The organism is Nostoc sp. NMS2, from assembly GCF_017115105.1.
In the GTDB taxonomy this organism is placed as follows: Bacteria; Cyanobacteriota; Cyanobacteriia; order Cyanobacteriales; family Nostocaceae; genus Nostoc.
Map to the genome: position 1 here is coordinate 1 of NZ_JABXKH010000182.1, position 20,067 is coordinate 20,067.

Below are 20,067 nucleotides of genomic sequence, written 5' to 3' on the forward strand. Positions count from 1 at the left end.
GGGCATGAAGAAGAGACAAGGGAGACAAGGAAGAGGGGGGAGACAAGGAAGAGACTATTCAATAATTCCCCCTTGTCCCCCTTGTCCCCCTTGTCTCCCTCATCTCCCTCATCTCCCTCATCTCCCCCTGCTCCTTCACCCTCATCTCCCCACTCCCCTATTTAACAGAATCGCTCTTATTGCTTTCTGGACTAGGCAAGGGAGTCGTGTTCCTAACTTTTTTAAGTGTTATAAAAATGTCGTAGAGGTTACTACGATTATCGCTGACAGCAGATGTCATCCCAATTGAGCGTGTTGCAGCTAGCAAAGTTTGTTGATTGGGAATTACAGTTGGTAAAGGGAAATTGTTCGCAGTTCGTTCTACATCCAGAAAAAATTGACCATTTATTGGATTTGGTTCTGTAGGAACTGTTTGTTGGAATGGGATCGTGCTGGCTAGTGTGTTGTTGGGTTTGGGAACAATTTTATCAGTGATAGGAGCGCCAACTACTAAAAAGGCGATATCTTCATCTAACCAACCGTGGGTGGCAGTCAAAGTACCATAAGGTGAAACCCAGTTAACAACAGGTTGCCCTGCAACTTTTGCACGTTGGACTTGGAACTGGTATTGATTTCTCATCACGTCATCCAATTGTTTTATGGATGCTTCGGCTGAATTGCGTAGGCTTTGTCCGCCGTAGGCATTGCTGGCCTGTACCATGAACACCAAACCCGCACGAAAATCATTTGGTGAACCTTCTTTTGGAGTACTAGGAATAACTGATAAGGAAAACTCGCCTTTCATCCAACTGAGCAAATCCTTATCTAAATCCAGAGTAGTAAGAGATTTTATCCCACCTCTGAGTTGTTCTGGTGCGATCGGCGAGAGGGGATTTCCTTGAGATGTTAAAACGTAATCTCCCCACAACCTCTGTAAGTTTCCTCCCGAAAGCATCATTAAGGTTTCTGCTGGTACGCGACTTTGCATTTTCCCAGCTTTATTTTCCACCGCCAGCACCCGTTGACTATTAGGATTTAGCCAAGAAACGCCCTTAAAGCGGATTCCTTCTGCCTCTAAAGTCATTGTCCCTGCTAAACCTTGGTTATTTTGCAGTTGAGCTAAAACTTGAGCAGGTAAAGGACGATTTGGAGAAGCTGCGGCTATTTTAGCTGCTGTTGGCACATTAACGTAAAACTGGCCAAAGCGTTGATAATTGGCAATTTTCGGAAAATTCTCAGCAAAGCCCCCTGTTGTGGCTAGGGATGTTTGATTTTTGTAGGCATCGATCGCTCGTTCTGTGGCTTTGGGACTGTCAGTTATGACTAAAAAACGCCCATCTAGTAATGCTGCTGATAAGTTTTCCCCTGTTTGTCCCTGACTTTGTTTAATGGCGATCCCTTGATAAATACGGTCAATCCATTTGCCTTGTTTAAGGGTTTTAGGTTGTGCCAAAATGTTTTTGGCGATTTCTGGATTTTTTACTGGCAATACCATTACCATCGACTGCTGATCGCTGGCAGCATCTTCATTAGTGGTAACTGGTTTGGGTACAGCTTTGCTTGCTGGGGCAAGAATTGCGATTGTAACGTCATTGCCTACCCAAGGGGCGATATCTTTCTGGAAGTCGTAACCATTATTAGTGAGAAAGCGATCGCGCAATTCTACTAAATTTCTGTCCAGTTCTGCTTGGGTTTCTTTTGTCCCAAACTCCCGCAATTTCTGCCACTGCTGGGGATCTGTTGTCAGAGAAACCGCAAACAGGGCATCACCAGGAATAATATTTGCACCTACGAGCAAATCGCTGGAAGATATTTGTCTCTGGCTTAACAACCAGTATGCTAAACTCCCTGCACCAATTAATAGCCCAGCAGCCGAGAGCGTCAGCACCAGAGAGGGTTTCTTATTTTTCTTCATTGGAACAGACACAAGAGGCGGTGCCATCGAAACCTATACCTTATACTTGCAAACTTATTACTCGCTTGATTAGTTAAGTACACCAACAGGTTTACCCATTCTTTAGGACAGCTAATTACATTAAATTTTTCCACCCTAGATGTTGATGATACTTCGGTAATCAACTTTCCCTAGTCTTTCAAAAGCTGTGTTTTTGACTCAGTTACCATTTTTAACACGCTTTGTTGAATTTCGTAGGACGTTTCGCTAAGATTAATTTCTCAGCCGGAAAATTTCCGCAAGTAAATCTGTTATTGTAAGCAATTAGAGAACATAACTAACTAGATAAAGCTGCAAGTGAATTTCAGCTACTTGGCTTTGCTCGGTAGCGATACGCCATCGCACCACATCATCAGTGCAATATTTTTTGAGACAACCTATAATTGCAACTCAAATCCAGGTAATATATCCTCTCCAGAAACAATCGCCGGCATTTGCACAACTTCTACAGCTTTCAAAAATCGGTAAACTTCAACTTGACGATCTTGAGGATTAATCAGCCAACCTAAACGCAGACCATTTTTGATATATTCCTGCATTTTCTCTTGAATTGATGCCAGCCGATCTGTCTCTGAACGCAGTTCAATCACAAAGTCGGGTACAAGTGGCGGAAATTTTTTTCGTTGTTCTGGTGTTAAAGCTTCCCACCGCTCCAATTTTACCCAAGCAGCATCAGGAGAACGTTTTGCACCATTGGGAAGTATAAAAATAGTTGAAGAACTAAAAACTTTCCCTAATTTAGCTCGACGATTCCAAATTTCTAAATCAGCGATCAGTCCAGCTTCTTGATTTCCGCTTTCTCCTCCTACTGGTGGCATAATTATTAATTCTCCAGCTGCATTCATTTCTAGGCTTAAATCACGATTGGCAACACACAATTGATAAAATTGCTCATCGCTTAAATGAGCAATTGGTTCTAGATTTAGCACAACAGTATTCATTAAACCTTTCCTCGTATCTTTGTTGCTAACATTCAGTTGGAAATTTTTGCTTGTTGGAAGATTTCTTGAGGTGTAATTTGTAGCCCTTCAAATAAGGAATCTTCTAAACTATTAGTACCGCGTTTGGTTTTAGGGAGAATATCGGGATAAAAAATAATAATAGTTTTTGCTTTAGTATCAATAATCCAAACTCGTTGAACTTTAGCTTTTAGATAATCAGTGGCTTTTTCTGTCATTTCTCCAAAAGTTTGACCAGGGGAGATAATTTCAATGACTAGTTCGGGTACAATAGGACAAGCCTCATCTTGCAACCAATCAGCAGAAAGACGGTTATAGGAAACATAAGTCAAATCTGCTACAGGAACCCAGTCTTGCTGATTTCGTGTTAGCTTAATTGCCCATTCAATTACAACCCGCCCCTTTCCTTGCGCCCATACAGACAATAATATGAATAACGCGCCTATTATAGAACGATGAAAAAATTTTTGTACCATCTCATCGTTTTTGAATTTCGGAACAGCTTCTCCATCAATGAGTTCATAGATGATATCTCCTTCGGGAAGTGTCAGAAATTCTTCAAGGGTGAGTTGGGTTTTAAGTTGAATCATAGTTTATCTTGGAGATGACTCTATTTTAGAGAGGATGCGATCGCCTAACAATGGCAAACCATCACCGAAAACTCATTATTGTAATAAATTCTGGGGGTTTAAGTCCCCCTTGCAAAACTTAATTACGAATTACGTACAGCCCTTTGGGCATGAAAACCGCGTAGCGTGCCGGAGGCTCTATTACGAATTACGAATTATTTTAATTGCATCGCTCCCAAATATTTAGTTAAATAAGGCGAAAAAACTTCATAAATTAAGGTTAGTGGCTGTCCATGATGCCAAAACAAGTAGTGGCGACCCCAAAAAGGCCCAGTTACGTCAAAACCAGACTCTAGCGCCGATGAGTCACCATAGTAAATCCCTCGAACATCCCGATACAACTCTGTGCGGAGACGAGCTAAACTTGCCCAAATTGGTAATGAACGATTTTGCAAATACTCATCTACATGACTGGCTTCCCACCACGAGGTAGCATAAGCTAATCGTTGACCAGAAGCAGTCCGCAGCCACACTTGTCGCCGTAGTCGCGGTCCTGGAACAGCTTGGATTAAATCAGGTGCAGCATCCAAATCCATGCCAATCAATGACATATCAATGACATCTACTTCTACAGGCTCACCTGTAAGCAATTCTAAGTGACGTGTTGGAGAGCCGTCACCCAAAAGCATTAGCTGCCAAGCAGGTGCTAGCTGAGTGTGAGGTAAACTTTTTTGAATTACTTCCTCCCCTCCTTGCCAAATCGGAGTGAGGCGATGCCAAGCTGCTGGCTGTGTTAAGTTGTTTGTCGGGGTAAAAGTAATACTCAATGGTTTTTACAAAACTTCACGTATCTCTATAAAAGCATAAAAAACCAGAGCTATACCAAGATTTAAGGGTCAACAGTCTCAGGTCTATTGAACATTGACTATTGACCCTTGAATAATAAACAAAATATGCGGATGGCGAGACTCGAACTCGCAAGGCAAAGCCACACGCACCTCAAGCGTGCGCGTATACCAATTCCGCCACATCCGCACGGGTTGTCTAAAGATAGACTATAGCATAAGAAAATAATTATAGTAAGGTGAAATCTAAAGTTATATTTCTCAAAAATATAAATTTCTTCAAGGCGGTATCAGACTGACAGAAATTTGGCATCTGCACAAGTGATATTAAAAAGGGTAGAGCGACTGTGGGAGAAACGGTGCGATGGCGGATCGCAAAAGCCCAGTTTGGTAAGCTAGCCAAGACTTACAGCAGCAATGTTGTTAGTGTAGTAAGACCCGTAGAGGCAGCAAGCCTGCAATATACGAGTTTGCTTACAATCAGGGTGGCGAATCTGCTGTGATAATTTGAAATAATGCGGAAGCGTCGTTTCACCTTGGATCAGAGAAAATGTGAATCTACTGGTAATGATATCGAAACTAAAAAATGAAGTTTGACAAAATATTAATTGCCAATCGGGGAGAAATCGCCCTTCGCATTCTCCGCGCCTGTGAAGAAATGGGAATTGCGACAGTCGCGGTTCACTCCACCGTTGACCGGAATGCTCTCCACGTTCAACTTGCTGATGAAGCGGTTTGCATTGGCGAACCAGCTAGCAGTAAAAGTTATTTGAATATTCCCAATATTATTGCTGCCGCCCTGACGCGCAATGCGACTGCCATTCATCCCGGTTATGGCTTTTTGGCAGAAAATGCCCGCTTTGCGGAAATTTGTGCTGACCATCATATTGCTTTTATCGGCCCAACTCCAGAATCTATCAAGCTGATGGGCGATAAATCCACTGCCAAAGAAACCATGCAAAAAGCTGGAGTCCCCACAGTACCAGGTACTGAGGGGTTAGTAGAATCTGAGGAAGAAGGATTAAAATTCGCTAAGGATATCGGCTATCCAGTGATGATTAAAGCCACAGCAGGTGGCGGTGGGCGAGGTATGCGCCTAGTTTGTTCTGAAGATGAATTTGTCAAACTTTTCTTGGCAGCGCAAGGGGAAGCAGGAGCAGCTTTTGGGAATTCTGGCGTTTACATCGAAAAATTTATTGAACGTCCCCGCCACATCGAATTTCAAATTTTGGCGGATAACTATGGTAACGTCATCCACTTGGGCGAACGGGATTGCTCAATTCAGCGCCGAAACCAAAAACTACTAGAAGAAGCCCCCAGTCCGGCTCTCGACCAAGACCTGCGTGAGAAAATGGGACAAGCTGCTGTCAAAGCTGCCCAATTCATTAATTATAGTGGGGCGGGTACTATCGAGTTTCTCTTGGATAGATCCGGTAAATTCTACTTTATGGAAATGAACACCAGGATTCAGGTAGAACATCCTGTAACAGAGATGATTACTGGAATAGACTTGGTTGTCGAACAAATTCGGATTGCCCAAGGAGAAAGACTCAAGCTTACCCAAGAGCAAGTAGTTTTGCGGGGTCATTCAATTGAGTGCCGAATCAACGCTGAAGACCCAGACCATGATTTTCGCCCTTCTCCTGGACGGATTAGTGGCTATCTGCCCCCTGGAGGCCCTGGTGTTCGGATTGATTCTCACGTTTATACAGATTACCAAATCCCGCCTTACTACGATTCCTTAATCGGCAAGTTAATTGTTTGGGCCCCAGACCGACCCACTGCTATTAACCGCATGAAACGCGCACTTCGGGAATGTGCCATTACTGGACTGCCTACCACTATTGGGTTTCATCAAAAAATTATGGAAACTCCACAATTTTTGCAGGGTAATGTCTATACAAATTTTGTGCAGGAGATGAACGGTTAGGGGAGTGGGGAGTGGGAAGAGGGCAGAGAGCAGGGGAGCAGGGGAGCAGAGGAGCAGGGAGCAGGGGAGTAGGAGGACAGGGAGGACAAGGGGGACAAGGGGAGAATTATTCAACAAGTTTCTCCCTTGTCTTCCCCCTCTTCCTTGTCTCCTCTGTCTCTTCTCAATGCCCAATACTTCGACTTCGCTCAGTACAAGTGCCCCATTCTCAATGCCCAATCCCTAATTCACACGAGATATCATAGTCAGCAATCCTTGCTGACCTAGTAATATTTCTCGTAGCAGGCTGAAGATACCAACCCAAATAATAGGTGTAATGTCTACCCCGCCTATAGGTTGGACTAATTTTCGCAATGGCACTAAAAATGGTTCGGTAGGCCAAGCTATTAAGTTAAAGGGCAAACGATTCAGATTCACTTGCGGATACCAAGTGAGAATGATCCGAAATATAAAGAAAAATGTCATCACCCCTAATACAGGGCCAAGAATCCAAGCAGTCAGGTCAACACCAGTCATCGGTTTAAGGTACTATCTATCTGTAAAGAAAGAAAAACTTAGCGAACGGCAAGCCGCGCTTCGCGACGCCGAATAGCCCGTCGTAGACATCGCCACAAAAACTTTAAGCTTTGTAAAGCACTCTCATCATCATTTTAACCAAATGCTGTAACTTTCTTCTGGAATAAAAAAGTAAACTCGCTCACAGCAGTTACCAAGTTTGGCAGTTCCGAGTTAGAGGCTTCTCAAGAAAGTAATACACTATTAAAATTAGGATGAAGTGTGTAAAAAAAGGTTTAGAAGTATGACGCCTTCTTTAGCAAATTTTCTTTGGAGCCTGCTATGGGGTACTGCAATTGTTGTAATACCCGTTACAGTTGGTCTAATTTTCATTAGCCAAAAAGATAAAATTCAGCGTTCATAATGCTTATGAGAGTTAATTTAACTCTCATAATCGATTGTCTGTCAGCTATCTACATTTATTTCACCAAAAGCAGCAGAAACTGCGGCTGGTGGCAGTTGTAGCTGACAGATACAGGTGTTTTCACTTTTCGGTGAACAGCTTCAGAGCTTCTTTGCCAGAAGCTTTGAAGCTTCAATATTTATCGTGACTAATTACAGTAGTGATTTTAATTGTGACTCGCTAACATAGATTTGATATTGGGAAAACAGCAATGATAAATTTTGGGCTGAACTCAGCCAGTTTTCTGGCTCAGGTAAATTTTGGGGCAAACTCAGCCAGTATTCTAGGAATTTTCCTGGCTGTGGCTGGGGCAGCACTGTATTTTCTCCGCACTGTGCGTCCAGAATTGTCACGGGATCAAGATATCTTTTTTGCAGCAGTCGGTTTGCTCTGCGGCTTCATTCTCGTGTTTCAAGGATGGCGGCTAGACCCGATTCTACAATTTGGTCAACTGCTTTTAGTTGGCACAACTGTGTTTTTTGCAGTTGAAAGTATTCGCCTGCGGAGTATAGCTACCCAGCAAGCAAAGCGTAACACTCCAATTGTGGACGAAGATCGACCGGTTAGCGATCGCTATTCCTACAACGATCGCAGAAAGTATCAAGCTGAAATGGATGCAGACTTAGATCCATTGCCTTATGAAGACGAGGAGGAACGCCCCCCGCGTCGCCGGATTCAGGGTAGCAGGGATGAAATTTCAACTCGTGATGACTACTACGAAGAGCAACCCCCCCGTCGTTCAGAACGCCGCAACAGCAGTAGCAGCAGTAGTGAAAGACAGGCTCCAACTGACAGAACGCGGCGGCGGACTTCTGGCCGTCCCGTGAATCGCCCTTCTGAAAGCTCTGAAGATGAAAATTGGGGTTCATCTAGGCAAGTTGATGATTGGGAAAGTTCGGAAGGGGAAGTCAGAAAACCTTCTCGCCGTAACAATAACGGTTCTCAACGTCCAGAAAGCCGGGAAGATGATGTTGCTCCTAAACCAAGAAGGCGTCGTCCACCCACTGACTCAGATTCTCGAAGACCGCGCGAAGATGATGAGGCGATCCCAACTGATTATGTACCATACAACCCGATTGAAAAGCCAAATCAGGGGCCAGATAATTCGACTGATTTTGATGACGATGTTTAAAACAGTTGGCGTGGAAATAGGTTTAAAGGCGACGGAAAACAGTTGAGGTGGAAAAATTTACGCCTACATTTTGGCTCCAAAGACCAATTCATTGGAGCCTGGTTTTTGTTTTAACAAGTTTGCTTGCATCTTGTGGTTCTAACAATATTCCCATAGGGCCTACTTCTCTAAACAGTCGCTACACCGAGGAGCAACCTGCTTTGAGTGGAAATGGGCGCTTTTTAGCGTTTGTATCTAATCGGAATGGTAATCAGCAGCTACTGGTTTTCGATTTAGAGAGACAACTGTTTATTAGCACACCGGGCATAAACCGAGCAGAGACAATTGCTGAAAGTCCTAGCTTGAGCTACACCGGGCGTTATATTGCTTATCTTACTAGTGACCAAGGTAGACCAGTAGTAGCGCTTTACGATCGCGCTACGCAACAGTCGCAAATCGTTACACCAACCTATCGCGGCTGGATCAGAAAACCAAATATCAGCCCAGATGGACGTTATGTTGTCTTTGAAACCGCCAGCCGTGGGCAGTGGGATATAGAAGTCCTAGACCGGGGGCCAAATATTGAGTTAGATATTCCTAATGGTGCAACCGTAGGTTCACCTCCATAGGAGTTAAAATAATTCGTAATTCGTAATTCGTAATTCGTAATTAAGTTTTGTAATGGGGATTTAACCCCAACACAAAACTTACTGGTTACAGAACCGGGGGACTTAAACCCGAGGAACTTGTTAAGAGTCATTCAATTTTAGATTTTGGATTTTGGATTTTGGATTGAAGAAGAAATATAAAATCTAAAATTGGCAGAGTTAAGAGTTGTGAGATAAATGACAACTGACAACTGACAAATGACTAAATTATATGAAACGTATTTTTTTTATACCTATATTTTTCTGCTTAAGTTTATTAACTGGGTGTTTTGGCTATCCTCGCCTTTTGAGTTACCCCTTTGATTCAGGGGGCCGGAGTCTCAATAGTTTAGCGTCAGAATTAAACCCTCAAATTTCTGGGAGATACATTGTTTTTATTACTGACCGACGCGGTAGCCAAGATGTTTATATGTTTGATACGGTAACTCGTGATTTGGTTGATTTGTCAGGTTTAAATTCCTTTGATGCGATCGCAAATCATCCTAGCGTTTCACAAGATGGTCATTATATTGTCTTTGCTGCTAGCCGCCAGGGGCGATCGGCTATTTTTCTCTACGACCGAGAAACACGCCAATCACGAAATTTAACTAGTAACCTACAAGCTGAAGTCCGCAACCCTACAATTAGCGCTGATGGTAGTAGGATTGCTTTTGAATCCAGTAACAACGGGCAGTGGGATGTTTTAGTATATGACCGGAATGGACAGCCGTTGAATATACCTCAAGAACCGCGTTGAAAAATGGGAAATGGGAAATGGGAATTGGGCACTTGTACTGAGCGAAGTCGAAGTATTGGGCATTGGGCATTGGGCATTGGGCAGAGGGAGAGAATTCCTAACTCCCCATTCCCCATGCCCCATTCACTAGGACTAGGGAGCATCCGGTTTTGGCAGATCGCCCTGCGCTAAGGCGCACGCTACGCGAACAGACTAGAAGTCTGGGGCTATACAAACTAAACCAGCCTGCGCGGGTTTCAGAAGAGTCCGCGTAGGCGGACTTCGTTTGTGTAGCCGCGATTTCCAATCGCTCGGTGTTTCTTCCAAAAGTGGATGCTCCCCATTCCCTATTCCCTATTCCCTTCTACTTGTTGCACAGATTCAATGAGCGATCGCACTTGTTCTGTCCCCTCTGAAGGTTCAAAGGATAGGGGAAACTTACCCCGGAGGAGCATTCGCAAACCAAGGGGTGCAAGACTGAGTAATCCTTTTAAATCCCGAAAGTAATTACCGACTACTTGTAAACCAAATTGACGTTCATCAATCCAACCACCTTCTTTAACTAAATCTATCAATACTTTCCGGTGACGAATTGAGCGACTATCGCTAGCTTCTTTGTGAGTGAGAATTTCTTGTTTAACTTTGGTGATTTGTTCTAATGGTGCAACTTCCATTGGACAAACTGAATCGCAGTATAAACAACGAGTGCAACCCCATACGCCTTTAGTGCCTTCGTTGTAAATTTCTAGACGATTTTCGGTATCGCTATCGCGGGAATCTTCTACCATGCGGTAAGCTTTGGCGAGGGCGTGGGGGCCAACAAAGTCTGGATTAACTTCACGGGCGTTGCATTCTGAGTAACAAGCGCCGCACATAATACAGTTACCAGTTTGATCGAGACGCGATCGCTCTTGTGGTGTTTGCAAAAACTCTCTTTCTGGTACTTGTCGTGCTGCCGTACTCACATAAGGAGCAACTGCTTCTAGATTATTCCAGAAACTGTTCATATCTACGACCAAATCTTTAATCACGGGCATATTGCCGAGAGGTGCGATCGTGATTTCACCAATGACATTTACTTTACTTTGGGATGATGGTATTTGTTGTAATCTAGCAAGTTCACTGCCAACATTTTCCTTGCAAGCTAAAGCCGAACGCCCATTAATTCGCATAGCACAGCTACCACAAATGGTATTACGGCAATTTTTGCGAAATGCCAACGTTCCATCTTGCTCCCACTTAATATGATTGAGGCAATCCAGGATTGTATTACCTGGTTCTGCCTCTACAAGATAGGTTTGCACAATAGGGGAGGAATTTTGTTGCTGTCGAATGACCTTAAAAATAACTTCCATGACTACTAACCAAAATTTTAAAATTGCTTCACCAGCCTTAACAATCATGAGTCAAGGCAGATAGTTACGAAAAGTGAGCTATACTTTTTTTGCCCTCAATTCAAAGCCTGGTGTTAATAGGCTGACGATTAAAGGGAAACTGATTCTAGTTTCAGGATAACCATTAAAATTTTACTTTTAGCAGCGCTGTAGGCAAGATTTGTGTCAAATTCTGAGAGAAAACGCCAAAAAGTAATCGGAGCTTGACATTGAATTTAGTCGTTTGAGAATGTAAAGGAAAGGGGCTTTACTTAGAAAGGGACTCAGGTTTATCTTTGGCCTAGCGATCGTATCCAAGGTAAATGCAGTTCCCGTTAGCAACAGGTCTTCATATCAACTTGAGTCAAGCAATCCTAGCTGGAAAATTCCGCCTTCGCTAACGCTTGACAGAATTTTTTGATTATATAGAAGTGTAAAAGCACATCTTCAATATATAGTAGTGGCAATTAAGCGCTAGGCGGATGTTAAGAGATTTATTCTTCCCATAGACAGACGTAGAAAATCCTCTGACCGCTTTTGAGCTTACGGTAATAAACCGAGGAAAAATCCCCACCACTTTCAAATAAAAGTCTCGCGCATCGGGGAATCCTGGATAGGCGAGACTTTGAGATTTTTGCATCCTCTCAATCAAGAAAATCTTGGATTTAACTCATTGGTCAAAACTGCTCATCTAAATTAGATAAATTTTTATAATGCAATAAAGGGTTAGGAAAATCGTTACGGCTTTTTCCAACCTTTAAGTCCAGAAATTTAAATAAAAATTTACCAGCAACTTTAATTCAAAATTAAACAACTATTTTGCTATTATTAGTCCATGCTAGTATTTAATATAAAATTACGAAGTTACAAAACCAGAATCGCTAGCCGTATCAGCGCGGCTACTACTGCTTTGTTGATTCGTAATGTAGAGACAAGAAAATTCGCGTCTCTACTGGCAGGACAAAAGGGCATAAGCCCATAGGACTCTATTGAAATACTATGCTGTCCTAAGCTTGAGAGGATAAGTAGAGAAAACTCTACCTGCTCATTAGCGAGAAAGGCAAGCACTGAAAGTGAAAAACCTGCGATTAATTGGGTCTACGACTTATTTGGAGTAGAGCCAACCCCATTTGTAAAGGTGGCTGAAAGTTACACCGCTACAGTAGCGCCAAAAGAGAAAATAATTTCATTTCTGATGGCGAATAATGGTTAAAAGTGCCGTGAAATCAGCAAAATTAATTTCTATGGCAACTATGACCTCTAATTGGTTGTAGACAACCATAATATGAAGTGCTTTTGTCTCCTATCGGCAGTGATTCACCCGTTACACTAGAGTCCTAAGTAGCTCTATGCACATGCGAAAAAGCCAAATGCTGGCATGAGACTACATCGTTTATCAGCTTGGAGAGAGTAAGGAAAATTTGAGCATAATGACTGAAACTGCAACCGCGCCATTAACCGGAAAAGCACTACTTGCGAAAGTAAAAGAACTTTCCACTTTACCACGCCGAGAAAGAGCTAAACAGTGTGGCTATTACACTGTTACTAAGAATAACCAGGTTCGTGTCAATCTCACCGATTTTTATGACGCTTTGCTATCGGCTAGAGGAATTCCTCTAAGTCCAGAAGCACCTAAAGATGGTCGTGGTCGTGAACCGACATACCGGGTTAGTGTACATCAAAATGGTCAAATTGTGATTGGTGCTACATATACCAAAGCAATGGGCTTAAAGTCTGGAGATGAGTTTGAAATTAGGTTGGGATACAAGCATATTCACTTGATTCAACTTGGTGAAAGTGATAAAAAACTCACCTCACCAGATATAGACTCCGATGAATCGGACGAAGATTTGGAAGACGAAGAGTAAATTTGCTGATGGTAGGGATAAGTATCAGGTATGATAACTTGTCCTTACCTCAACAGCAAACTGGTAACTCTATTGAAAAAATTTTGTTCCAGATAAAAAATACGATTAGACCCCTTGCGGAATTTGCCAAATTTAGTAGATTCTTGATAAATCAGCAAGAAATCTATAGTGCAAGAAGTCTATCGTGTTTTTTTTGATAACTTTTTTTGAGTCTTCGATCAACGCCTTACTAGCATTTATGCAAAATGCACCAGCACTAGTTATAGTGATGGCATTTTTTGTTTCCTGGATAGTTTGTTGGTTGCCAGTAGCAGCAGTATCAGCAATATTGCTCAATTGGCAACCCCCTAAACCTCTAAAGCCAGAGCAAAAAATGCCGTTATTGGTGTCACTTTACATATTAGCTCCCCTGATTCTGTGGGGAGTTAGTTGGATTACCAATAAATCTTTTTCAGATTACGGCTTTGTTGGGAATCTTTCAAATTTTGGTTCTTTAGCACTAGGTTTCGCTTTGGGAGTGGTGAGCCTAGCGATTGTATTTAGTGGGCAATTCGGATTAGGTTGGTGTTCGTTTGAAAAAACGAATTTCAAGTTACTATTTCCGATCTTGCTACCGATTTTCTTGATAGCATTGTTAGTCGGTGGGATAGAAGAGTTAGTTTTTCGGGGTTTTCTGTTTACTGAATTAACACAGGATTATCCAGTTTGGCTAGCGGCAGCAATTTCTAGCTTGATTTTTGCCTTACTACATCTGGTTTGGGAGCAACGTGAAACTGCACCACAACTCCCTGGACTGTGGCTGATGGGGATGGTGTTGGTGTTGGCACGTTTTGCCGATCGCAACAATTTGGGTTTAGCTTGGGGACTACACGCGGGATGGGTATGGGCGATCGCAACCCTAGATACAGCAGAATTAATTACTTACACAGGTAAAGCCTCTGACTGGTTCACAGGTAAGAATAAAAAACCCCTAGCGGGTTTGGCGGGAATTATTTGTGTAGTGGGAACTGGAATAAGTATTTGGCTTTTCTCTAGGTATTTTTAATTTGGTGTTAAGTAGGTCGGCGCAATTAAAGCTAACTAGACTCCTAACTCTTGTACAGACGCGATTAATCGCGTCTCTCCTAACTCCTCTCATGTCCCCGGTAAATTTAGCAACCGCTCATCCAAATGACTACGGTCTGCCAAAACTTTTAACAACGGCCCATGTGAGGAAAATTCTACAATACTGACCGAAGCCACAGGACATCCCAAACGAAAACGGAAGCGTCCCACATCAATCCCCAGTAAACTACATAGAATAATTCTGATAGTTGCCTTGTGTGAAACAACTAAAACATTACCACTACTGTAATTTTGCTTAATTTCTTCAATTACCTGCAAGGCACGAGTAGCAATTGTAACCGCCATTTCTCCACCACTTGGAGCATTCCAAGCCGGATCTGCTGACCAGCGAATATAATCATCGTGATATTCACGGCTAATTATTTCTGGGGTTTTTCCTTCCCACTTACCATAGTTAATTTCCTTTAAACCATCCCTGAGTTGTGGTTCCATCCCTATTGCTGCACATAAGGGTTTTGCTGTCAATACAGTTCGCTGCATTGGACTACAAAATATTGCTGCCCAATCCATATAACTATATGCGTCAGCAAAAGCCTTTGCCATCTCCAAGCCTTCGGGGGTAAGTTCTGAATCTATGGAACCGCAAAAGGAATTATTGCGGCTGCATTCTGTCTGTCCGTGACGGAGGAAATAAAGAGTTAGGCTCACGGTATATTCTCATTGATTGTAAATTTAAGAGCGTTAACAATCAGATGTAGCTGAAGATAGTTAATATGTGTGGTATGTTACTACAATTTTTTGAGATTTGGAATAGTTTTCAGGGCAGAGTTGCAGCAGCCACTCCATCTTACGACATTGCTAAATCCATGAAAAATAATGAAAACTTTAAGATATATTTTTTGTTGAAGAAGAATTCAGAAGGAGCTAAACCCTAGCTATCCGCTAACAGAATTCAGGAGTCAGAATCAATACTTCGGCTACGCTCAGTAACCATCAGTCGGGGATTCAGACCGGCGCAGGTCTTGCACCCCCACCAAATCGTAGATTTGGTGGGGGTGCAAGAACGCCGGTTATTCATCCGCCAGTTATACAGAATACCCAACTGAATTCTGTTAGCGATAGCGGGGCGTTTAGCCCGTCCTGACTCCTGAATTCTGTTTGATAAAAATCTTTTAAAATGCAATTAAAAGCTAGAAACAATTTTTTTGTTGAGAAGAGGCAAAAAATAAAGGTGAGCTATGCTCACCTGACTTTGTTACTTATACACTCGAAATTAAAAACTTACTTACGACTACCCAACCATTTATCAGGCGCAATTCCAATAATCCTTGCCACTACAGGATTACTGAGAAACTTGATAATTCCTGGTTGCTCTGCCAGCACTTCACGGAAAATATCGGGGTGGTTATGATACGCAAAAGATAAAATAAGTTGTGTGTTTAAACTAATTGATTGAACTTATAAAGTTTGGATTTATAGGGGTTATTCCTCTAAATTTAGAAATTTATTTTGTAATGTAGAGACGTGATTAATTACGTCTCTACAAGATTTCTAGCAATCAAGCTAGCCCTTATATCTTTTAATGGTTGCTCAGAAGACAATAAAGGGTTATAGCGTTGACTCTTCAACAACCCATAATGTTTTGCAGAAATGGAATCCACCCCATTTATATCCCTAGAGTTTCTGCAAAAGTATTATGACTTGTTAGTCAATATTTTTCTTTACATTATCTTTTACGTCTTCAATTCCGTGACGTACTTCGCTTTCAGCCTGCTTTGCTTTACCTTTAGCTTTATCTTCTGGATCTCCAGTGATATTGCCTAGTGCTTCTTGAGCTTTACCTTCAACATTTTTAGCAGTTGCTTTTGCGCGATCTTCTATGCTCATTTTGTCCTCCTGATTTAATCAAAGACTTCTTTGAAAGCTATAAACTAACTTTGAAATCTTTTTGTTATTACTTTTACACAGTAGCTTAAAGTTTTTGCCAAAGCCTTCCACCACAAGGCATATTAAGCAATTCGGAATTCGGAATTCGGAATTCGGAATTAAGAAAAGTAGTGGTAGTAAGCATTCTGGGTGTTAGTTTAATTTAAATTAAAGCGAGAATAGCTTAGTTACCTATGCTAAAAGACATAGAAAGATTGCAAATATTGTAATATCTACTTTTGACTTTGTAGCTAAAAAAAACCAGTTCTGTACAAGAACTGGGTTAATAAAGTTATGGGGATATTTTTTGTCTAATCTAGAAAACCCATCAGGCTTTCAGAATTGTCAATCTCATTTGATGCTATTGGACGATTACCGAAGGTAGAATAGCTTTCATCAATTACCAATAAACTTGAGCCAATTGGACGAATCCCAGAGAGATTCATACTTTCAGCAACTTGGAATGTATTAGCACCAATTGGACGAATACCCATTGAGTTATAGGTTTCAACTACTTCCAAGCTACTGGTGCTAACGGGACGCACCCCAGCAATTGACAGGTGTTCAGCAACTTCTAAGTCGCTAGCGCCTATGGGACGAATTCCAGAAATGGCGAGTGTTCCAGAAGCTCCAACTGGCAGTTCATTAACTTCCTCGACTTTATCAGCATTCAAGCTCTGGTCTTGTTGATTTTCAACTTCCTCTGTAGCTTCCCCTTGAGACTTGGCATACTTTTGCCGAGAACTGGTTGCTTTGCCAGCGTTGCTAATAGTCATAAACGAAAACCTCTGGTTTGTTAATTGAATTTTACAATAATTAAGGAAAGATGAAATTTTTTTCCATATACTTTAGAGTTTAACCTTAAAAAACCTCATGTAGATATAAGAATCTTTAAAACCGATACATAAGTAAACTTAAATTAATAATTTTTGTAAACAAATATTACTATTTATATAAGTCTAATAAGCCAGCTAGAATGGATACAGGGCGAAATCGTCACCATGAGATAGGGTATTTCCAGCAAAACTGTATGACAGAATTTTGTCTTCAAGCTCCCTTTAGTCCCACAGGCGATCAACCACAAGCGATCGCCCAACTAACTGATAGTATTCAATCAGGCAATCGTTACCAAACTTTACTAGGAGCCACTGGAACTGGCAAGACATTTTCGGTAGCAGCAGTTATTGAGAAAATTGGCAAGCCTACTTTAGTTCTGGCACATAACAAAACCCTGGCTGCACAGCTTTGTAACGAGTTGCGAGATTTCTTTCCCAACAACGCAGTCGAGTACTTTGTCAGCTACTATGATTATTATCAGCCAGAAGCCTATATTCCTGTTACCGATACTTATATTGAAAAAACGGCAGCAATTAATGATGAAATAGATATGTTGCGGCATTCAGCGACGCGATCGCTGTTTGAACGCCGTGATGTTATTGTCGTTGCTTCCATTAGTTGCATATACGGTTTGGGAATGCCAGCAGAATATCTCAAAGCTGCCATCCCTCTACAGATAGGTATGGAAGTCAATCAACGCCAAATTTTACGAGATTTGGCAAATGTTCAATATAGCCGCAACGACATCGAAATGGGTCGGGGAAAGTTTCGCGTCCGGGGTGATGTCTTAGAAATTGGCCCAGCTTATGAAGACCGAATTATTCGTGTAGAATTCTTTGGTGATGAAATTGATGCGATTCGCTATATTGATCCAGTGACAGGTGAAATTCTCAAAAGTTTGGAAGCGGTGAATGTCTACCCCGCACGTCACTTTGTCACCCCAGAAGAACGATTAGAAGTAGCTTGTAATGACATTGCAGCCGAGTTAAAACAGCAAAAACTAGACTTAGAAAAAGCAGGCAAACTATTAGAAGCGCAACGCATAGATCAACGTACACGCTATGACCTAGAAATGCTGCGTGAGGTAGGTTACTGCAACGGCGTTGAGAATTATTCCCGTCACTTGGCAGGCAGACAAGCTGGAGAATCACCAGAATGTTTAATTGATTATTTTCCTAACGATTGGCTATTAGTTATCGATGAATCTCACGTTACAGTACCACAAATTCGCGGTATGTATAACGGCGATCAAGCGAGAAAAAAAGTTTTAATTGAACATGGATTTCGGCTTCCTAGCGCTGCTGATAACCGTCCTTTGAAAGCCGAGGAATTTTGGCAAAAGGTAAATCAGTGTATTTTTGTTTCCGCAACTCCTGGAAATTGGGAAATAGAAGTTTCTGAAGATCATGTAGTTGAGCAAGTGATTAGACCAACTGGGGTAGTCGATCCAGAAATTTCTGTGCGTCCCACAGAAGGACAAATTGATGATTTGTTGGGAGAAATTAAAGATAGAGCCGATCGCCATGAACGAGTGTTAATTACCACATTAACCAAACGCATGGCAGAAGATTTAACAGAATATTTGCAAGACCATAGTATTCGAGTGCGGTATTTACATTCCGAGATTAATTCTATTGAGCGCATTGAGATTTTGCAGAACTTGCGCGATGGGACATTTGATGTTTTGGTTGGTGTGAATTTGTTGCGGGAAGGTTTGGATTTACCCGAAGTTTCTTTAGTAGCAATTATGGATGCAGATAAAGAAGGTTTCTTACGAACCGAGCGTTCCTTGATTCAAACTATTGGTAGAGCAGCGCGTCATGTCCAGGGACAAGCAATTTTATATGCCGATAACTTGACAGGTAGCATGATTAAAGCTATTGATGAAACAGACAGGCGGCGTGGGATTCAAACAGCGCATAATCGACTGCATGGGATTACACCGCAAACGATTGTGAAAAAATCAAGTAATGCGATTTTGTCTTTTTTAGATGTCTCTCGGCGGTTAAATGCAACTGACTTGAAAGTTGTAGATGAACATATAGATGAACTGCCATTAGAACATATTCCGGGGTTGATTACTCTATTAGAAGGGCAGATGAAAGAGGCAGCGAAAAAACTGGAATTTGAAGAGGCGGGGAAATTGCGCGATCGCATTAAACATCTGCGGGATAAAATGCTAGGACATTAACGTTAATCTTAATACTCATGAATCAGCAATTACCCCCATAGAAAGGTTATTACGTCAACGTTTGGGTGACAAAGTTTTATTAAGAATCCAGTTACCAGTGCAACTTGACGATTACTCGGAACCAGAACCAGATATTTCAGTGGTGAAGCTGAATCCATTAGATTATGAGGATCACCATTCCAATGCTTCCCAAGTGTTTTTACTGATTGAAATAGCTGATTCCAGTCTCAAATATGATCGAGAAGTAAAAGCGATCGCATAAGTAAGTCGGCATAATTAAACCTAACTATGTAGAGAAATGTTCCCAACGATAAATATTCACACCCAGCTACTTAATCTAAATCAGGGATTATCGAGTACTGGATTTTAGATGTCAATAGGCGCAAACAGAACGCCCATCTTTCGCTATCCTAAATAAAGTAAATCATTAAAAGATTGCGCCGATGGTTGCTTTACCCGATCGCATTTTGATGAGTGCAGAAGAATATCTGGTTTGGGAACCCACCCAAGAGCAACGCTACGAGTATTGGGATGGCGAAGTTGTGATGATGAGCGGTGGTACACGCAACCATAATCGGGTTTCTGCAAATTTCTTTAAGCTTCTAGATGATGCCCTAGCCGATCGCACCTGTGAAGTATACATCGTAGATGTGAAGGTGCAGGTAGAACCGGGGCAAAAGTATTTTTATCCAGATGTAGTGGTGACTTGCGATGAGCGCGACGACGATCCACAATTAGTACAATTTCCCTGCTTAATTATCGAAGTGCTATCACCTTCAACGGAAGCAGTCGATAGGGGGAAAAAGTTTGCCAAATATCGCCAATCTCCAACTTTGCAAGAATATGTTTTAGTACAAGTAGCTCAACCGGGTGTAGAAGTGTTTCGGCGCAACGAACAGGGTAAATGGGTGCTGTCGGAGTATAATTTGGATGAAATATTGCGACTGGAATCGGTGGATGTGGAAATAGCGATCGCCCATTTGTACCGACAAGTGCAGTTTGAAACTGAAGTAACAGATGCGTAGCAAATAAGAGTCTACATGGAGGATAAGCTGTTACGCAGCTAGATTGTATAATATTAGATTAAGTAATTAATTTAGTATCAGCCATCTATGCCAG

General features: G+C 41.9%; 20 protein-coding genes and 1 tRNA gene. 11 read left to right on the forward strand and 10 right to left on the reverse strand.

Annotated elements, in window-relative coordinates; translation table 11 throughout:
* Nucleotides 1–157: 157 nt before the first annotated feature.
* The 5 genes from HWQ36_RS34100 to HWQ36_RS34120 all read right to left on the reverse strand — a co-directional run bounded on the left by HWQ36_RS34100 (nt 158) and on the right by HWQ36_RS34120 (nt 4,496).
* Complete coding sequence (locus HWQ36_RS34100) at nt 158–1,921, reverse strand: DUF3352 domain-containing protein (protein WP_292711569.1); 1,764 nt, start codon at nt 1,919–1,921, stop codon at nt 158–160.
* Nucleotides 1,922–2,310: 389 nt separating this feature from the next.
* Nucleotides 2,311–2,874, reverse strand: a complete 564-nt coding sequence (locus tag HWQ36_RS34105) for a Uma2 family endonuclease (protein ID WP_292711572.1) — start codon at nt 2,872–2,874, stop codon at nt 2,311–2,313.
* A 32-nt stretch (nt 2,875–2,906) separates the two neighbouring features.
* Entirely contained in the window at nt 2,907–3,482 is a 576-nt protein-coding gene (locus HWQ36_RS34110) for a Uma2 family endonuclease (protein ID WP_292711575.1), read from the reverse strand.
* Nucleotides 3,483–3,676: 194 nt separating this feature from the next.
* Nucleotides 3,677–4,288, reverse strand: coding sequence for a chorismate lyase (locus tag HWQ36_RS34115; RefSeq protein ID WP_292711578.1), 612 nt, complete (start codon nt 4,286–4,288; stop codon nt 3,677–3,679).
* A gap of 127 nt (nt 4,289–4,415) precedes the next feature.
* Nucleotides 4,416–4,496, reverse strand: a tRNA-Leu gene (locus HWQ36_RS34120).
* A 157-nt stretch (nt 4,497–4,653) separates the two neighbouring features.
* On the opposite strand from HWQ36_RS34120, the gene HWQ36_RS34125 reads away from it, so the two are divergent.
* Both HWQ36_RS34125 and accC read left to right on the forward strand, forming a co-directional pair.
* Nucleotides 4,654–4,809 (forward strand): hypothetical protein, encoded by a 156-nt coding sequence (locus tag HWQ36_RS34125; RefSeq protein WP_292711581.1) that lies wholly within the window; start codon nt 4,654–4,656, stop codon nt 4,807–4,809.
* An 83-nt stretch (nt 4,810–4,892) separates the two neighbouring features.
* Nucleotides 4,893–6,236, forward strand: a complete 1,344-nt coding sequence (accC, locus tag HWQ36_RS34130) for an acetyl-CoA carboxylase biotin carboxylase subunit (protein ID WP_292711583.1) — start codon at nt 4,893–4,895, stop codon at nt 6,234–6,236.
* A gap of 222 nt (nt 6,237–6,458) precedes the next feature.
* Here the strand turns inward: accC and HWQ36_RS34135 are convergent, their stop codons facing one another.
* Nucleotides 6,459–6,752, reverse strand: coding sequence for a YggT family protein (locus HWQ36_RS34135; protein WP_292711586.1), 294 nt, complete (start codon nt 6,750–6,752; stop codon nt 6,459–6,461).
* A 283-nt stretch (nt 6,753–7,035) separates the two neighbouring features.
* On the opposite strand from HWQ36_RS34135, the gene HWQ36_RS34140 reads away from it, so the two are divergent.
* The 4 genes from HWQ36_RS34140 (at nt 7,036) to HWQ36_RS34155 (ending at nt 9,709) form a co-directional block, all read left to right on the forward strand.
* Nucleotides 7,036–7,155 carry a photosystem II reaction center X protein gene (locus HWQ36_RS34140; protein ID WP_012412183.1) on the forward strand — a complete coding sequence of 40 codons (120 nt, stop codon included), beginning with the start codon at nt 7,036–7,038 and terminating at the stop codon, nt 7,153–7,155.
* Between the two features lie 250 nt (nt 7,156–7,405).
* Complete coding sequence (locus HWQ36_RS34145) at nt 7,406–8,326, forward strand: Ycf66 family protein (RefSeq protein WP_292711592.1); 921 nt, start codon at nt 7,406–7,408, stop codon at nt 8,324–8,326.
* Between the two features lie 47 nt (nt 8,327–8,373).
* Entirely contained in the window at nt 8,374–8,934 is a 561-nt protein-coding gene (locus tag HWQ36_RS34150; protein WP_292711595.1) for a hypothetical protein, read from the forward strand.
* Nucleotides 8,935–9,184: 250 nt separating this feature from the next.
* Nucleotides 9,185–9,709 carry a Tol biopolymer transporter periplasmic protein gene (locus tag HWQ36_RS34155; protein ID WP_292711598.1) on the forward strand — a complete coding sequence of 175 codons (525 nt, stop codon included), beginning with the start codon at nt 9,185–9,187 and terminating at the stop codon, nt 9,707–9,709.
* Nucleotides 9,710–10,035: 326 nt separating this feature from the next.
* Here the strand turns inward: HWQ36_RS34155 and HWQ36_RS34160 are convergent, their stop codons facing one another.
* Entirely contained in the window at nt 10,036–11,043 is a 1,008-nt protein-coding gene (locus HWQ36_RS34160) for a succinate dehydrogenase/fumarate reductase iron-sulfur subunit (RefSeq protein WP_292711619.1), read from the reverse strand.
* Between the two features lie 1,448 nt (nt 11,044–12,491).
* Between HWQ36_RS34160 and HWQ36_RS34165 the strand changes: the two genes are divergently transcribed.
* On the forward strand, nt 12,492–12,929 hold the full coding sequence (locus tag HWQ36_RS34165; protein ID WP_012412178.1) for an AbrB family transcriptional regulator: 438 nt from the start codon (nt 12,492–12,494) through the stop codon (nt 12,927–12,929).
* 238 nt (nt 12,930–13,167) lie between these two features.
* On the forward strand, nt 13,168–13,974 hold the full coding sequence (locus HWQ36_RS34170; RefSeq protein ID WP_292711603.1) for a type II CAAX endopeptidase family protein: 807 nt from the start codon (nt 13,168–13,170) through the stop codon (nt 13,972–13,974).
* 89 nt (nt 13,975–14,063) lie between these two features.
* On the opposite strand, the gene HWQ36_RS34175 is transcribed toward HWQ36_RS34170, so the two are convergent.
* The 3 genes from HWQ36_RS34175 to HWQ36_RS34185 all read right to left on the reverse strand — a co-directional run bounded on the left by HWQ36_RS34175 (nt 14,064) and on the right by HWQ36_RS34185 (nt 16,696).
* Nucleotides 14,064–14,702, reverse strand: coding sequence for a histidine phosphatase family protein (locus tag HWQ36_RS34175; protein WP_292711605.1), 639 nt, complete (start codon nt 14,700–14,702; stop codon nt 14,064–14,066).
* 996 nt (nt 14,703–15,698) lie between these two features.
* A complete protein-coding gene (locus HWQ36_RS34180) occupies nt 15,699–15,881 on the reverse strand; it encodes a CsbD family protein (RefSeq protein WP_292711608.1) in 183 nt (60 codons plus the stop codon).
* 350 nt (nt 15,882–16,231) lie between these two features.
* Nucleotides 16,232–16,696 (reverse strand): hypothetical protein, encoded by a 465-nt coding sequence (locus HWQ36_RS34185; protein WP_292711611.1) that lies wholly within the window; start codon nt 16,694–16,696, stop codon nt 16,232–16,234.
* Between the two features lie 254 nt (nt 16,697–16,950).
* Here HWQ36_RS34185 and uvrB point away from each other — a divergent pair, with 254 nt between their 5' ends.
* From uvrB to HWQ36_RS34200, 3 genes are all read left to right on the forward strand, one after another.
* The gene (gene uvrB / locus HWQ36_RS34190; RefSeq protein ID WP_292711614.1) at nt 16,951–18,948 is read left to right on the forward strand and encodes an excinuclease ABC subunit UvrB; all 1,998 of its coding nucleotides are present in this window, start codon (nt 16,951–16,953) and stop codon (nt 18,946–18,948) included.
* Nucleotides 18,949–18,976: 28 nt separating this feature from the next.
* Nucleotides 18,977–19,210 (forward strand): Uma2 family endonuclease, encoded by a 234-nt coding sequence (locus HWQ36_RS34195; protein ID WP_292711622.1) that lies wholly within the window; start codon nt 18,977–18,979, stop codon nt 19,208–19,210.
* A gap of 181 nt (nt 19,211–19,391) precedes the next feature.
* The gene (locus HWQ36_RS34200; RefSeq protein WP_292711616.1) at nt 19,392–19,973 is read left to right on the forward strand and encodes a Uma2 family endonuclease; all 582 of its coding nucleotides are present in this window, start codon (nt 19,392–19,394) and stop codon (nt 19,971–19,973) included.
* Nucleotides 19,974–20,067: the final 94 nt, after the last annotated feature.

What these genes read in the sequence shown, in the direction of transcription:
- HWQ36_RS34100 (WP_292711569.1), bottom strand. Translation starts at nt 1,921, where the DNA reads ATGGCACCGCCTCTTGTGTCTGTTCCAATGAAGAAAAATAAGAAACCC.
- HWQ36_RS34105 (WP_292711572.1), bottom strand. Translation starts at nt 2,874, where the DNA reads ATGAATACTGTTGTGCTAAATCTAGAACCAATTGCTCATTTAAGCGAT.
- HWQ36_RS34110 (WP_292711575.1), bottom strand. Translation starts at nt 3,482, where the DNA reads ATGATTCAACTTAAAACCCAACTCACCCTTGAAGAATTTCTGACACTT.
- accC (WP_292711583.1), top strand. Translation starts at nt 4,893, where the DNA reads ATGAAGTTTGACAAAATATTAATTGCCAATCGGGGAGAAATCGCCCTT.
- HWQ36_RS34135 (WP_292711586.1), bottom strand. Translation starts at nt 6,752, where the DNA reads ATGACTGGTGTTGACCTGACTGCTTGGATTCTTGGCCCTGTATTAGGG.
- HWQ36_RS34140 (WP_012412183.1), top strand. Translation starts at nt 7,036, where the DNA reads ATGACGCCTTCTTTAGCAAATTTTCTTTGGAGCCTGCTATGGGGTACT.
- HWQ36_RS34145 (WP_292711592.1), top strand. Translation starts at nt 7,406, where the DNA reads ATGATAAATTTTGGGCTGAACTCAGCCAGTTTTCTGGCTCAGGTAAAT.
- HWQ36_RS34155 (WP_292711598.1), top strand. Translation starts at nt 9,185, where the DNA reads ATGAAACGTATTTTTTTTATACCTATATTTTTCTGCTTAAGTTTATTA.
- HWQ36_RS34160 (WP_292711619.1), bottom strand. Translation starts at nt 11,043, where the DNA reads ATGGAAGTTATTTTTAAGGTCATTCGACAGCAACAAAATTCCTCCCCT.
- HWQ36_RS34165 (WP_012412178.1), top strand. Translation starts at nt 12,492, where the DNA reads ATGACTGAAACTGCAACCGCGCCATTAACCGGAAAAGCACTACTTGCG.
- HWQ36_RS34170 (WP_292711603.1), top strand. Translation starts at nt 13,168, where the DNA reads ATGCAAAATGCACCAGCACTAGTTATAGTGATGGCATTTTTTGTTTCC.
- HWQ36_RS34180 (WP_292711608.1), bottom strand. Translation starts at nt 15,881, where the DNA reads ATGAGCATAGAAGATCGCGCAAAAGCAACTGCTAAAAATGTTGAAGGT.
- HWQ36_RS34185 (WP_292711611.1), bottom strand. Translation starts at nt 16,696, where the DNA reads ATGACTATTAGCAACGCTGGCAAAGCAACCAGTTCTCGGCAAAAGTAT.
- uvrB (WP_292711614.1), top strand. Translation starts at nt 16,951, where the DNA reads ATGACAGAATTTTGTCTTCAAGCTCCCTTTAGTCCCACAGGCGATCAA.
- HWQ36_RS34200 (WP_292711616.1), top strand. Translation starts at nt 19,392, where the DNA reads ATGGTTGCTTTACCCGATCGCATTTTGATGAGTGCAGAAGAATATCTG.